The sequence below is a fragment of the Novipirellula methanifontis genome (genome assembly GCF_052161655.1).
Taxonomy (GTDB): Bacteria; Planctomycetota; Planctomycetia; order Pirellulales; family Pirellulaceae; genus Novipirellula.
The window spans coordinates 3,315,099-3,329,219 of record NZ_CP197418.1 but is presented as its reverse complement, the minus strand read 5'-3'; the positions used below and the strand labels follow the sequence as shown (position 1 = coordinate 3,329,219).

Sequence of the window (14,121 nt, the reverse complement as noted above, 5' to 3'; positions counted from 1 at the left end):
AAAACAAAATCCTGCTGTGCGATCGAATTCTAACGGTCTACCGAAATCGTCGAGGCGAATGATTTCACCGGTGGCATGACCACGTTGTATTTAGCTGCCTGTACCTTCATCGCTCGTTCGAAAAACGGAAACGGGAAATCAGGACGGCGGCGCAGTGCGTAACGCTCTACGGCCACGACCAGTCGCAGATCGAGCTTGCCTTCCTTGACCTTCAAAACCACGAAGCGAATGTAAGCACGCTGGTCTTCGCTCGTCGCTCGCAGACGATTCGTCAATTGTTCTTCGAGCGTTGCGCTGTGATTCGTCGACGATGAAAGCACCCGCGGGGCGGTGACCTGGGCACTCGACGTTTGTGCAGTCGTGACTTGGATTCCGCAGAACAAGCCAGTGATCAATGCAAGCTTGGTCCATGTTTGCCGATTCATGACGATCATTTCCTTTGCGTCCAGTTAAGCGGGTATCCGAAAAGGGGTCTGACCCTCTCCGGCGAGGCAAAAAACTCAACAAAAGCGACTCGCTTCCAAAGGGTCAGACCCCTTTTCGGATACTCTCTAAGCGAGGTCGCTAATGCCAATACCGTACGAATGCACCTCGTGGTTCGTACAGACTCGGAACTACCAAAGATGCTCGGCCATTAGCAACCCGAGAAAAATGGACTGGCAGAGAGCCCCCCTGCCGGCTTATCGGGCGTTAGAGGAGTGTTCTTCTAGGCAAACGGCGCAAGCGGGTTGCTGATGTAAACGAAAATTGCATTGGTGGGCCGTGGACCGTAACGTACCGAGTAATGGCGTGGGACCCGGCCGCTCACGCGCGAGCGGCTCACTAAACCGACAGCCCGCAAGCCGCTCGGCCTAATTTGAACGTTTTACTCGCTGCGACCGGACGGCTTGCGCCGTGCCGCTAACCAAAGTAGATGGCCCACGGCTAACGCAGTCGGCTCAGTCAAAAACGCTTAAGTCCACGCTATTTGGGCCAGGCCTCACGCCGCGACCGCTAAAAATGTAGACGACACAGGGGCTTTCGAGCCGTTTTGCAATGACCGGCACACCGACTTGCCGGTCGCTAGCAATAAATTGGGAGGTTTGCGGAGTCTTTGTCGCGGTGGTTTCATTCGCTTTGCTCGGGTCGCACCGATTGTGTGTATGGTTCAATCGTCAAAGGCCGAATGACAGTAGTGATATGACGTCGTACTTGAGGAATCCGTTTGAAAGAACGAATTCGAATGGGGCGACCCCTACATAAAACACCACAGCATTTCGCTACAAGCATGTGGCGTATTCGCGGAAGGATTCGGCGATGAATCGTTGGCTATTGATTAGTTCTCTTGCAGGTCTATTGTTCACCACGACGGGGTGCTTGCATCACGGCGTTCGTGGCGGATGCCAGAGCTGTGGCACTCCGAGTTGCAGCACAGGCAATTGCGGCTCCGGCGGCACAGGCTTGCTGGGACGCATTGGTTCGCGGCACAGCGGCTGCCAATCGTGTGGCGAGTCGTGCGGCGGAAATTGCGGCGGTCGTCCCGGTATCGTGGGTCGACTGACGGGACAAGGGCAATGCGGTCCCGGCGGTTGCTCGGCTGGCGGATGCGGTCGCACTGGCTGCGTTGCGGGTCCTCTCGGCTGGCAACAAGGCGGCTTGGATTACAGTTCGCACCTGCAACCAGGCCTGTTTGGCCACCGGGCGGCGGCGCAGGCCCAAGCCCAACCTACCAACCCAGGGCCTCCGAGCGGCCAAGTAGGTTACCCCTACTACAGCCATCACGGACCTCGCGATTTCTTGTTGGACAACCCACCAACGATCGGTCGGTAACGCCGATTCGTTTGGGGGAAAGCGGTTCGTTAACGGGAAGGCAATTCGTCTGCTTCGGTTAGCCCGGAGCACCGTTGCCATAAGTCCAGCGGGCTGTGCCACAAGCGATGTGGCAGACGCAGCTTGAGATTGTGGTTACGATTGTAATTGTGATTCGTAACCATGCCTTCAAGATACCTTGGGGTGTGATTTTGGTTTGGTCAATTGAATTGAGGGAAGTACCGTGTCGTCCGACTTTCGATTGAAAGAGCAACTCCCTGAACTTACCGAACAGATCGTTGCGACCTACACGCCCGACGATGCGCTCAATCATCTCGGTCATTGCCCGCTGCCAAGCTATACCGCAGTGGTCGAGATTCTGCTTGATTTGAAGGACGTTCTGTATCCGGGTTACCGTCGCAAGACGGGGCTGCATGCGGGCAACGTTGGGTATCATGTCGGCAGTCTGATCGATTCGCTGCATGACCAATTGACCACTCAGATTGCGCGTGCACTGCGGCATGAACACCGCGTGCAAAAGAATCACATGGATTGTGAGAGCGACATCGACTTCGAGGCCAAAGGGCAAGCGATGGCGATCGAGCTATTAAAGCGAATCCCAGAACTGCGTCGCATTCTTGCGACCGATGTTCAAGCGGCTTACGATGGCGACCCAGCGTGCCAAACCAGTGATGAAGTGGTGTTTTGCTATCCCGGATTCGAGGCGATCACGGTCTACCGAATCGCTCATCAATTGGTCAAGCTGCACGTTCCGTTTATCCCTCGCATGATGACGGAGTGGGCGCACAAACAAACGGGGATCGACATTCATCCCGGTGCAACCATTGGCGATCATTTCTTTATCGATCACGGCACCGGTGTGGTGATCGGTGAAACGTGTGTGATCGGACGCGGAGTGAAACTGTATCAAGGGGTCACGCTCGGAGCACTCAGTTTCAAGACCGATGACGATGGTCAATTGATTCGCGGGACCAAACGTCATCCCACGATTGAGGACGGCGTCGTCGTGTACGCCAACGCAACCATTTTGGGCGGCAAGACGACGATCGGCAAAGACAGCGTGATCGGTTCGAGCGTGTGGATCACCAAGAGTGTAGGACCGCGAACCACCGTGGTGCTCGAAAAGCCACAGCTGCGAGTTCGCAGCGGACAAAATGATTCACTCGCCGATGAGCTGAACTTTCAGATCTAGTGGTCTGTCAGACTCGAACATTCGGGTTGGCGGTAGTGGATCTTGCTAAAGATCTTCATGCAGCAGGATCTTTAGCAAGATCCACTACCCTAATTTTTCTGCGACAGATTGCGACCGATCACTAGGAACCATTGAGGAATGGTTCGGAAATCACTTCTGCACTCGTCTGCTGCGGGGCAAAACCAATGAAGTTATTTCCTAACGATTCCTCCATCGCATCAACCTGAATCGGCTCGCCTGAACGTATCGTTCTGATTGAAACGCGCTACTGGATCCGCTCGATTCGCAGGCCGACCGGCGGCTGATCAAGGTTTTCTCCGCCTTGATGGTACATCCACACGCTGGCGTCGTCCGCGAAGTCGATATTGGTGATCGGACCGCGTCCGTTTGCGGGGATAACGGTTCCAATGAACCGCAAATCACGCGAGTTCCAGATTGCGATCGAACCATCATGGCCGCCGGTTAACAAACTTTCGTGATCCGGCGTGATGGCGATCGAGGTCATCTCTGGCCACCGTCGATGCCCGTTTTCATCGGATTCCCAGCGACTACTTGTTTTCAGAATATGGCCTTGCCAGTCATGCAGCCGAATTCGGCCATCAAACGCAGCCGAAAAAATTCTCTCCGTTGCATGATCGGCGCATACCGCACGAAATTGGTTCACCCCGCGTGTGACCACGTTTCCGTCACCTTCATCGAATCGAAATTCTCCGATGTACTCGCCAAACAACAAGCAATGATTCGTCCTATGCAGCAGACTTGCACGATGGTCCACCGGTAATCGTTGTTGGCCGATGGTCACCAGTTCGCTATCGGTGTTGTCGGGGTCGGGTGGGCCTTGGGGCAGTTGACACAATTTGATCTCGTAGCCGCGGTCGGAAGAGACGAGCATCTGATTACCGTCGATGCCAAAATCGACATTGACGAGCCTTTGGTGATCAGTTTGACATTCGGGACACAAGATCGAATAGGAAACCGTCGGTTTCAACAAGTTGACCAACTGGGCGTTGCCGCTATCGTATCCCACGCTCAACCACTGATCGTTCGGTGACACTTTGACTTGCGTTGGTAATTCTCCGGGGCGAGGGATCTGTACGTCATTAACTTGTAAGGTTTTCGTATCAATCCAGAGGACCTCTGAATTGGCGCAGACCACCAGCGCCGTTTTCCCATCGTGAGTTAGTGCTGCGTCTGTGGAATGTTGGGTCGTGGCAATTTGAGGGTCCACAATCGCGTGAAAGGGGCTAATGGCGACGGCCCCATCTTCACCGCCGCTAAGGATGTGTCCCTGATCATCCAGCGTGATTGCGGTCACCATCCCATTGTGCAAAACATTGAAACCCGTGGGATCCAATGCGATTTGATTGTCCGTGGTTTCGTCGACTGCGGCGGCAATGGCCTTACTCAAGTCCCAAGTGACGATCGCTCCGTTGTGAAAACCTGCCACTACTTGATGTCCCTGATCGGAAATCGCCACGCAATTGGGCTTGCCGATCGGTTGTTCGAGTCGGATTTTGCGATTCGGTGATTCTAAATCGATCAAATGCAGATAGTCAGCATTGGAATAAGTGCAAACGAGATAGCGTCCATCGTTGGACCACGCCATTCGATAAACCAACATTCCCAAGTGGAATTCATCGGCGATCGATGGGTTGTCGACGTTGACGAGCCACGGCGTATCTTGCTGTTTCAACGTCAGCAATTGTTTGCCATTTTGTGAAAATGCGATGTCATGGTTTCGCCGAGGTGAGTCAATCGAAATGACGGGGGCTTTTTCCGATGTCGATTCGTTAGGAAATACCGGGAAAATTTGAACCGCTTCGTAGCGGCAACCCACCGCGATTCGAGCGTCATCGGGGCTGAATGCAAGTGATTGGATTGTGGTGGGGAAATTGGTTAACGGTGCAGGAGGCGGGGAACCGTCCAACGCAATGAACTCAACCTCGTTGCGGGTTTCTAACCATTCCCCGTCGTCGGCAATCTGTTTGCCCACTGCCATTAGGGTTTCGTCGGCACTGACCGCCACCGAATAGACATGCGTGTCATCGGGAAAAACCAACTCTTTGGACACCTCTGCATTGTCAAGGCGATGAATCCTAATGACTCCTTCTTCGCTGACAACGAGGCCGCGATCGCTTCGCTTCAAAATCAGCACGTCGCGGATCTGAATGGCGTGCGGAGCTAAGGAAAGCCAATCTTTGCTCGCTCGTGATTTCAACAAACGCAAATCATCGCCGATGGGAATCACGCCCGCAACGAATCGCTCAATTGACTCGGCAATCTGAATCGCCTTGGCCGGACTTTTGCTAGCCAACGACGAATAGGCATGTCGCAAATCGGAATGGTAGGCAGTTTGAATCGCAATCCGTTCGTGCTCTTTTGCTCGATCTCGTTGCACACGCGTTTGATGCTCCTGCCGGATCGCGAGCTCTTTTCTGACTTGGATGTCAGCCAAAGCGTTTTGCAAAGATTGTTGTTTGTCGGCGAGACGACGATTGCTATTGGCAAGTACAGTGGCACCGCCGGCAATCAATAGAAACACGGTGACTAACAAGCCCGTTTCTAAAGGTGACCTGCGAGCAGCGACGAGGGTTCGTTCGGCAAGAGAGCGAGGGCGAGCGTGGACCATCAATCCTTGCTGCCACCGGTTCAGTTCGGCAGTCAATTCACTCGCATTGGCGTAGCGTTGAGCGGGATCCTTGGCGAGGCATTTCATGCAGATCGCTTCGAGGTCCCTCGGGACGCTGGGCGAAACAATGCGAGGAGCCACGGGCTCGGTAAAGCAAATCGATTCAAACACGTCCGCCGCATTTCTGCCGCGGTGTGGCAGCAATCCGGTAAGCATTCGATACATCAGCACCCCGAGGGAAAAAATATCGCAACTTTCGCCATGCGTCTGTTCGGCGTGAAGCACCTGTTCGGGGGCCATATAGTGAAGCGTTCCAACCATTCGGTCGTCCGAATCAGCGTTGGCTTCGCAAAAAAGATCACGAACCAATCCAAAGTCGGTTAACCGCGGCGATAGTCGTGATTGCGGCTCGGAGGCCCCAGTCTGTTGCAACAAAATATTTTGCGGCTTAATGTCACGATGAACGAGTCCCCGTTCGTGGACATGAACAATCGCATCGGCCAAACGCAAGATGGTGTCCCCTACGACCGCCGGATCGACCGGCCCGGGGTTGTCTTTCAACCATTTGGCGAGTGTTGGGCCCTCACAGAATTCGGAAACGAGATAGACCGACTGTGTGTCTTGAAACGCTTCGTACAGAGGAACGAGGCAGGGGTGGCTCAGACGAGCGGCCGCTCGTGCTTCGAACAACCGAGGATCCTCGTCTTCGGTTGTCGTTTCGCTAGTTCGGCGAATTGATTTTAACGCAACCTCACGATGCAGCATCTCATCATGAGCACGATAGACTGTTGCAAATCCGCCTACGCCCAAGATTCCGCGGATCGTGAAACGTCCAATCTGCAGCGGCGTATCAAAGTCATCTTGAGGTGCGGCTGATCCAAGCGACTGAGTCGCAACCGAATCATTGGCCTGATTAAATTGTTGAAGCACCGCCTTCAGCCGTGACTCATCCAACAGCAAACTGCCAGTAAAGGAAGCGTTCTTGCTGTTCTGCAATTGCTGATAAAACGAGTTGGTTTGTGCTGCGTGAACGTCGACCGAATCATTGTCGAGCGGCACAGACTCTCTTCGCATGCCCCACTCCATTCGCAGGTTTCATCGCGTGTTGCGTATCCGATGCAATCGTTTTTGAATCAATCATTCGAACAGCGTGACGTCGTGAACATCACGTCTCGAATGAAGAAATGAACCGAGGCTTGGCACTCATTCCTAATTGCGGGTCAAATCCCAGCCATCGAGCCAAGTGGTCGTGGTCTCTTTCATTTGAAAATCCTTTACCATTCGCTCGGCCATATCAGGAAGATGTCCGGCGCCATAAAATACAGCGATCTTTTTCTTGCCGGCATCGAGCTCTTCGCGGAGCACTTCGAACGCCTTGGCATTACGCCCTTTGATCAACGTGTTTTCACCATTCGCATCATCGAGTCCGGCGGTGACCGAATCGATATCGACCATTTGCCGCGACATCATTTGTTTCAGGTGCATTGCACGGTCGTCGCTGAACAGTGCCATCAGCATTCCCGCTTCGCCACCCGCTGCGGCCTGTGATGCGAGTCCCGCGCCCATCATTCTCGCCCCCATCTTCCAAACACTATCACCACGTCGGCTCAGGTCTTCGACAAATTCTTCGGGACTCATGTCGGCATGACGGAAGTTCTTGGACATGTAGTCGATCTTTTCTAGCTGGTATTCCAGTCCCAACATGTCTTTCATTCCAGTTTGCATCGAAGACAAAATGGATTGGCGATTCTTCAGATCTTCGGGACGAAATCGTGTGCCATCGGGGGCCACGAGTTCGTAAAGCACCGTATCGTATTTTGACAGCCGTTTGCCTAACTCGGCGTAGTATTCGCTTTGCCCGATATGGACAACGCCAACGAGGTCGACAACGCGGCCCGCATAAGGCGTATTAGGCTCGCCAACATAACGCACAATCGCTGTTTGCAGCGCTCGTGGCTTCCCAGCGTCGGTTTCTGCGACGCGGATATAGGCGGCTTCCGACTCGGCAGCCTTGGCTTTGGTCTCTTGCTCGGCGGGCGGTTCCGCCACCACTTGGGCGACCAGAGTAGCAACGCCCACGAGAAAACTAGCCGTCAGCAAAACGGCAAGCGTTATCGCATGACGAACGAGTTTCGATTGGTGGATCCGATTCATTATTAATAGGCCCTTTATTTCAGCCGAGTTTCCGACCGCGCGGGATTGGCGAATTGTATTTCTACAATCAAGGATAGTGGCTATTGGGGAAACCGACAAACGACGCTCCCTAGGGGCGTCGTCCAAATCATGCAAATCCCGCACTTTATGCAGAATGGGGGGATCCTAGGCCTACAGACGGCGAACCACGACATCGTCGAATTCGTTCAGGTCGTCAAACGATCCCAGCCCGATTCGCCCTTTTTTGAAGGTCATATCGGTGACCGTCATGTGGGGCTTCGTCATGTCATCAAAAAACACGTCGATTTTTCCGGAGGTGACATCACGCACGACACGCACATTGTGCCATTGGTCATCCCACGGGGTTAAGCTCTCATTTTTCGTCAGTGCCAAGCGGGGAGCTTCCTTGACGATCATGATTTGACCGCTGTGAGGATCCGGTTTCGCGCCAAGATGCACGTAATAGAAGTGCTGGTCATCTTGGTAATTAAAGAACACGCAGCAGTCCCGATGGTTGCCGGTGTCTTTGGTACTGCGGACGCGAAAGGTAATTTCAAAACTTCCGAGTTCCAAATCGCGGATCAGGGCGACGTGGCCTGGGCTGCGAACCGGCGGCTTGTAATTGCTTTCTCGCTTCGTGATTTCGATCGTCGAATTGCCATCGTTAGTCGAAAGTTTCCAGGTGTCCGGATCGAGCAATTCCCAGCGATCATGGCCTTTCTCGAAATCGTCGGTGAAAACAGTGTCGGCTGGCTCTTCACCAACGGCACAGGTGGCCAACAACAACGTAAATGCAAAACTTGTAACGCAGCGCAGCATGGTGAGTACTCTTAGGGTGGGGAGCGTCGAGGAAGGAAAGCACTTGTGCATTAACAGGTGGGCTGATTGTAGTCTGCCCGCACATCGCGGTGGGGTTACTCTTTGACAATCTTGCCAAACAGATGGCCACCGACTTTGTCATGTTGCCAAGTTCCCGAATAGCGCCCCTCGTGAATCAAAACGCGAGCACTAAACGTTCCCATCCCAGGCAGGCTCAATGAATTGAGTGTGATCACCGGAGTGTTGCCGGCGAACAAGATCGGCAAATCCATAGGAATTTCGCTATCGACGTCGCCATATTTGATGCGAGCGGTTAAACGATACATGTCTTTGTCGGCTAATTTTTCACACTTGCTAATCGTGTACTCTTCGGTTTTCGGCGAGGCGTCTTCTTTGCCATCGACCGTGAACTTTCCAACGAATTTGGCTCCGGTTAAGTAATCCGCAATTCGCTCGCCGCGTGATTCCGCTTTCGATGTTTCCTTTTCATTTGTCGCCGGCTCATCAGCCAAAACGCTAATGTTTGACAGCGTGATCAACATCCCAGCAAAACAGAAGGCCGCAATCAGTCGTGACATGGTTACACTCGCAATGTTGTGAGGGGGGGAAGCATGATCACTATCCTATGCTGTCCGCGATCCTGAGACCACACTTCGCAGCCACGCCATCGCCGCTTTTCCGATCCGGGGCTGTAAGATTTCGGGGTGCCCGCCGATGTGGATCGTGTGGCTGTGCTGGTTTCCGTTCGGAGCGACAATGATGAACCGGACATCCGCAGGCGGAACATGCCCAACCAAGTCACTAGGAATGGCGGGATAGGCGTCGACAACCAGCAACCAATCAGAATCCAGCCGAATTTTCATATCGTCAAGCGAGTCGCCTGGCATCGACGCCAGCGACAACCCACCACGGAATGCCGGGGTGTCGCCAAGCGAGGCGAACCAATTGCCCAAGGGGGCTGCAAACCCGAGCTCGATGACCGCCAGCGATTCGCGGCGGGAACGCAGCATCGAATCGATTGCGTGATATTGTTCGTAATTTTCGCCATCCCCAAAGTACAGGTCGCCAACCCGATTCAGGATCTCCGTTTTCGTACTGGCAATTTGTTCGGTACATCGCTGCAGCGAATCTGCCGTCGCGGTGATTCGCAGCGAAATGGTGGCGTCGCTAACGGTGATGCCGACGCGAGGTTGACGATCTCGCGCGATCATGTCGCCCAACCGCGATTCCATATCACTTTCGCCGGCGCCAAAAAATTTCATCACGTGGTGGAAAATCACGTTGCCACCGCCCGAAAGCTCCGCGATCTGACGCGAAACGGTCTCGTTGAACATTACCTTCATTTCCGCTGGCACGCCGGGCAAGGCGAAAACGCGGCACTTTGTGGAGTGCCCTCGGTCGATGATCAAGTCAATTCCGGGCGCGGTCCCTTGCGGATTCGGAATGATTTGGCTGGACTTGGGGAACATCGCTTGGACGCGATTCCGCTCGGGCATCGGCCGTTTGCGTGCTCCGAACAAACTTTCGATATGGTCCATTGCCTGCTGACGAAACTCGAGCGGCTCATCCACAACCTCGGCAAGGGCTTCACGCGTCAGATCGTCTTGGGTCGGCCCCAGTCCACCGCTACAGATAACGATGTCGACACGCTCGGCGGCAATATTGAACACGTCAATATTGTCACGCAACATGTCGCCGACCGTGGTTTGGAATCGAACCTCGATACCTAACTCGCCAAGCCGCTGACTGAGCCACTGAGAATTTGTATCCAGCCGCGCCCCGCTGGTCATCTCATCGCCAATGGAGATCACTTCCGCCGTCAGCTTGAGCGGGGATTGTTTATTCGCGGGGTTGCCGTTCGTGCTCATCAATCGATTCTTCCAAGGGTGCGGTTGGACGCTCGATTGTAAGGGTGATCGCCGTTTTGGACAGTTCCCCACTCAAGATTACGCGATTGCGGAACCCCTCATGACGTTCGAAAAACATTCGCTGCTCGATCTCGAACTTCGGTTCCTTGCTCGCTGCCGCACTCTTGGGCAAAACCGGTTCCACTTCGAAATACCACCAAACATGAGACCCTTCATCGCTGCGTCCCACCCAGTGGATTTTCGCTTTCGATGGCTTGGAATCTTTATTCGTCTCGGCTTTCGTGTCACGGATCGGGCGGATCCGAAACGTCTTGTTCAAGTAACGAACCGCAACGTCTTCGATCCCTTGCGTCTTGTCCGCTTGATTTTCGATCCATTGTTGGTCGAGGATATGAAGCCTTAGAGCGATCTCGAAACGTTTGGTTTCGCGATTCCACTGGACTTCGCTGACGGTTTCATGGACCGGGTGCATCATCAGCAGGACAAGCAGTGCATGGAACATGACAAATTCGAACCGTAGAGAACCGATTGGGAAATGAGTGACACATTTGATTGTAGCGGAAGTCGTCAAGACTTTCGTTTTTTGAGATGACCGAAACTCACGCACGAGTTTCGCTACCTCAATATTAGAATCAACGTCCTTTGCGATCCAACGTCATGATCGCGGAGCGATCAACGACAATCGGGTGGAAATGAACTTAGGCAGACGGCTTTTTACGAGGCGAGGCTTTGGACCGCGAGTTAGGCGATTTGCTGGACTTCGTTTCGTCGGCCTTTTCACTCGACGAATCCTGCGATGATTTCGTATCCGTTTTCACCTCAGGTTTTCCGTCCTTGTCGTCTCTTTTTTTGTCATCCGATTTCTCATTGTCGCTCTGCTTGTCGCTGTCCTTGTCGGCTTCGGACGTATCGACGTCGGGCTTCAACGCCTTTTGCATCGGATTCTTGCTCTTCTCGCTCTTAAACAACTTGAAGCGACTCGGAACCAGTCTCGGAGGCCAATAGTTGTTCGATTCTTCGGCGTCGGCGGTCTGCTGTTTTGGATCCAGCTGCAAGCGAGCAATCTCTTTTTCAGTGACAAACAGCTTGTCGACTTGTTTGGAATTGCTGCGCCAAATCTGAGCCGGAATCGTCACGGTCTCGCTTGTGTTGTCGGCGTAGTGCACGCGAACGATGATCGGCATCACCAAGCCACCGACATTCTTGAACGTGACGACATAGAAGTTCGTTTTGCGACGCAATAGCGACCGTTCGTCCGATTCGAGACCGTCCAGGAATTTTTGATAAGCCTTGCGATCCGACTCCTCAACTTTGTGTTCGTCGTAATCGGGGCTGTTGTAAAAGTCCTTCAATCCCGGTTGCAGATCGATTCGCCGAGGTAATTCGGTGCTGCGATCTTTTGAGATCGTAGGTTCTTTTTTGTCACGTTCTTGACGTTTGATCTCAGCGTTAACTTCTGGATCGCCGCTGTCAATTTGGTATAGCCGCACGTCGCTAATCGCGATGTCGACATGATCGGTACTGTAAAACCAACCACGCCAAAACCAATCCAGATCGATACCCGAAGCATCTTCCATCGTGCGGAAAAAATCCGCAGGCGTGGGACGTTTAAAACGCCATCGCAACGCATATTCACGGAAAGCAAAATCGAACAATTCGCGTCCCATGATTGTTTCACGCAGAATGTTAAGTGCAGTGGCCGGTTTGCCATACGCGTTGTTGCCGAAACTCAAAATCTCTTCGCTGCCGGTCATGATCGGACGTTGTCCGCCGCCCTTCATGTAGGGCACCATCTTGGCGGGCTCGCCACGACCCGACGGATAATCGTCTTCCCATTCTTGTTCGGTTAAATATTGCAAGAACGTATTGAGACCTTCGTCCATCCACGTCCATTGTCGTTCATCGCTGTTGACGATCATGGGAAAGAAGTTGTGGCCGACTTCGTGAATGATCACCGAAATCAATCCATACTTGGTCGCTTTGCTGTAAGTCCCGTCGTCTTCGGGACGCGGTCCGTTGAAGCAAATCATCGGATACTCCATCCCATACACCGGACCGTTGACGCTGATCGCGACAGGATACGGATAGGGAAAAGCATAACGCCCATAGACCTCAATCGTGTGAGCGATCGCTTCGGTCGAATAGGTGCTCCACAACGGATTGCCCTCGTTGGGATAATACGACATCGCCATCACGGTGCGGTCTTCGATCTTCACTCCCATCGAGTCCCAAATGAATTTGCGGCTCGCGGCAAAGGCAAAGTCGCGAACCTCTTTGGCTTGGAATACCCAAGTCTTGGTTCCCTTAGCGCGACTCGTTTCGTTCGCTTTCGCCTCTTCGGGCGTGATGATGTAGACAGGTTTCTCAGCGGAGCGAGATGTTTCGAGTCGTTCGATCCACTCGGGCTTTAGCACATCGTCGCTGTTTGCTAACTCACCCGTGGCCGAAACCACCATGTCGCTCGGCACAGTGATGCGAACATCAAAATCACCCAGCTCGAGCGTGAACTCACCACGTCCCAAGAATTGTTTGTGTTGCCAACCGGTGTAGTCCGTGTAGGCGACGACGCGTGGATACCACTGTGCAATTTCGTAGATGTAGTTTTCGTCTTTCTCGAAAAATTCGTACCCGCTGCGAGCGCGTATGATTTTGCTGTCGACGACGTTGTAGCGGTACTTGATTTTCAGCGTGGTCGATGCGTTTGCTGCGAGCGGTTCAGGCAGATCGACTCGCATCATCGTTTTCACGATGGTGTACGGAATTGGCTGATCCTCGCCGTCGGTCACAGACTTGATGCGGTAGCCGCCTTCGAAGGTAGAACGAGCAAGCAGCGAACGAATCGCATTAAACTCGACTCGCGGATGCATCGACGGCGCTGGCGCGGTGCTGACCGCGTCCGAGTCGGGCATGAAAATATTCTGGTCCAACTGTAGCCACACGTACGACAGTGGATGGGGCGATTGATTGTGATAGTCGATCACCACAGTGCCGCGGATACTTTGGTTTTCGTCATCCAACGTGACGTCGATGTCGTAATCGGCACGCTGTTGCCAGTAACCGGGACCGGGGGCCCCCGACGCCGTCCGCGTGGTCGTCGGAGTTGGCAGCCAAGAATCAAGCTGGAAGAACCGATCCGTCGCATCGCTGTGCTTCGGATTCGGCAGGAACTGGGCTTCGGCGACGAGTCCACCGGCAAGCAAAAATGCGAACAGAAAAGCAATTCGCGTCAGGGAGGACTGAACGTTCGTGATGTTTTTCACTGCAGCAAGGTCGTGGTGGCGAGGAATCAGCTGGACGATTTCGACCTAGTTTAACTAGCTTGCCGAGATTTGAGGCGGGGGTGCGATAATTTGTTCAACCAAGTCAATCGCTAAGCAGTTAGGCAGGATTCATTGGGTGAAATCCCGTTAGCCGTTTGGGCCAACGCTGTGAAGCATTTTCTCGTAGCTACCTTCGCCAGAAGGTGGTGATTCGTATTGGCCGGCAACCATCCACGCTCTGGCGAGCGTAGCTACAAATCGTAAATGCCGTAATTTGCCGGCTCTAAATGCTTCACAGCGTTACGTTTGGGCGTTAGCCCCGGTTGGATGCTGTCGAAACCGTGGCTAGCGCCAAAACGGCTAACCTAATCAGCAGTCTCCGAAGTTGGT

The 14,121-nt window shown here is 53.4% G+C and carries 10 protein-coding genes; 2 read left to right on the top strand and 8 right to left on the bottom strand.

Annotated elements, in window-relative coordinates:
• Window positions 1-29: 29 nt before the first annotated feature.
• Entirely contained in the window at window positions 30-425 is a 396-nt protein-coding gene (locus tag SH528x_RS11870; protein WP_442510732.1) for a hypothetical protein, read from the bottom strand.
• Window positions 426-1,296: 871 nt separating this feature from the next.
• On the opposite strand from SH528x_RS11870, the gene SH528x_RS11865 reads away from it, so the two are divergent.
• Complete coding sequence (locus SH528x_RS11865; RefSeq protein WP_442510731.1) at window positions 1,297-1,809, top strand: hypothetical protein; 513 nt, start codon at window positions 1,297-1,299, stop codon at window positions 1,807-1,809.
• Between the two features lie 223 nt (window positions 1,810-2,032).
• Complete coding sequence (epsC, locus tag SH528x_RS11860; RefSeq protein WP_442510730.1) at window positions 2,033-3,001, top strand: serine O-acetyltransferase EpsC; 969 nt, start codon at window positions 2,033-2,035, stop codon at window positions 2,999-3,001.
• 265 nt (window positions 3,002-3,266) lie between these two features.
• Here the strand turns inward: epsC and SH528x_RS11855 are convergent, their stop codons facing one another.
• From SH528x_RS11855 to SH528x_RS11825, 7 genes are all read right to left on the bottom strand, one after another.
• Entirely contained in the window at window positions 3,267-6,704 is a 3,438-nt protein-coding gene (locus tag SH528x_RS11855) for a protein kinase domain-containing protein (protein WP_442510729.1), read from the bottom strand.
• A gap of 135 nt (window positions 6,705-6,839) precedes the next feature.
• Window positions 6,840-7,784, bottom strand: coding sequence for a hypothetical protein (locus tag SH528x_RS11850; RefSeq protein ID WP_442510728.1), 945 nt, complete (start codon window positions 7,782-7,784; stop codon window positions 6,840-6,842).
• Between the two features lie 171 nt (window positions 7,785-7,955).
• Window positions 7,956-8,603, bottom strand: a complete 648-nt coding sequence (locus SH528x_RS11845; protein ID WP_442510727.1) for a hypothetical protein — start codon at window positions 8,601-8,603, stop codon at window positions 7,956-7,958.
• 95 nt (window positions 8,604-8,698) lie between these two features.
• On the bottom strand, window positions 8,699-9,181 hold the full coding sequence (locus tag SH528x_RS11840) for a hypothetical protein (RefSeq protein ID WP_442510726.1): 483 nt from the start codon (window positions 9,179-9,181) through the stop codon (window positions 8,699-8,701).
• A 45-nt stretch (window positions 9,182-9,226) separates the two neighbouring features.
• Window positions 9,227-10,471, bottom strand: coding sequence for a competence/damage-inducible protein A (locus SH528x_RS11835; RefSeq protein ID WP_442510725.1), 1,245 nt, complete (start codon window positions 10,469-10,471; stop codon window positions 9,227-9,229).
• Window positions 10,443-10,973, bottom strand: a complete 531-nt coding sequence (locus SH528x_RS11830) for a DUF6702 family protein (RefSeq protein ID WP_442510724.1) — start codon at window positions 10,971-10,973, stop codon at window positions 10,443-10,445. Before SH528x_RS11830 ends, SH528x_RS11835 begins: the two co-directional genes overlap by 29 nt.
• 196 nt (window positions 10,974-11,169) lie before the next feature.
• Window positions 11,170-13,701 carry a M1 family metallopeptidase gene (locus SH528x_RS11825; RefSeq protein ID WP_442512112.1) on the bottom strand — a complete coding sequence of 844 codons (2,532 nt, stop codon included), beginning with the start codon at window positions 13,699-13,701 and terminating at the stop codon, window positions 11,170-11,172.
• Between the last annotated feature and the right edge of the window lie 420 nt (window positions 13,702-14,121).

Coding starts and splice junctions, on each gene's coding strand:
- SH528x_RS11870 (WP_442510732.1), bottom strand. CDS start 425: ATGAATCGGCAAACATGGACCAAGCTTGCATTGATCACTGGCTTGTTC.
- SH528x_RS11865 (WP_442510731.1), top strand. CDS start 1,297: ATGAATCGTTGGCTATTGATTAGTTCTCTTGCAGGTCTATTGTTCACC.
- SH528x_RS11855 (WP_442510729.1), bottom strand. CDS start 6,704: ATGCGAAGAGAGTCTGTGCCGCTCGACAATGATTCGGTCGACGTTCAC.
- SH528x_RS11850 (WP_442510728.1), bottom strand. CDS start 7,784: ATGAATCGGATCCACCAATCGAAACTCGTTCGTCATGCGATAACGCTT.
- SH528x_RS11845 (WP_442510727.1), bottom strand. CDS start 8,603: ATGCTGCGCTGCGTTACAAGTTTTGCATTTACGTTGTTGTTGGCCACC.
- SH528x_RS11840 (WP_442510726.1), bottom strand. CDS start 9,181: ATGTCACGACTGATTGCGGCCTTCTGTTTTGCTGGGATGTTGATCACG.
- SH528x_RS11835 (WP_442510725.1), bottom strand. CDS start 10,471: ATGAGCACGAACGGCAACCCCGCGAATAAACAATCCCCGCTCAAGCTG.
- SH528x_RS11830 (WP_442510724.1), bottom strand. CDS start 10,973: ATGTTCCATGCACTGCTTGTCCTGCTGATGATGCACCCGGTCCATGAA.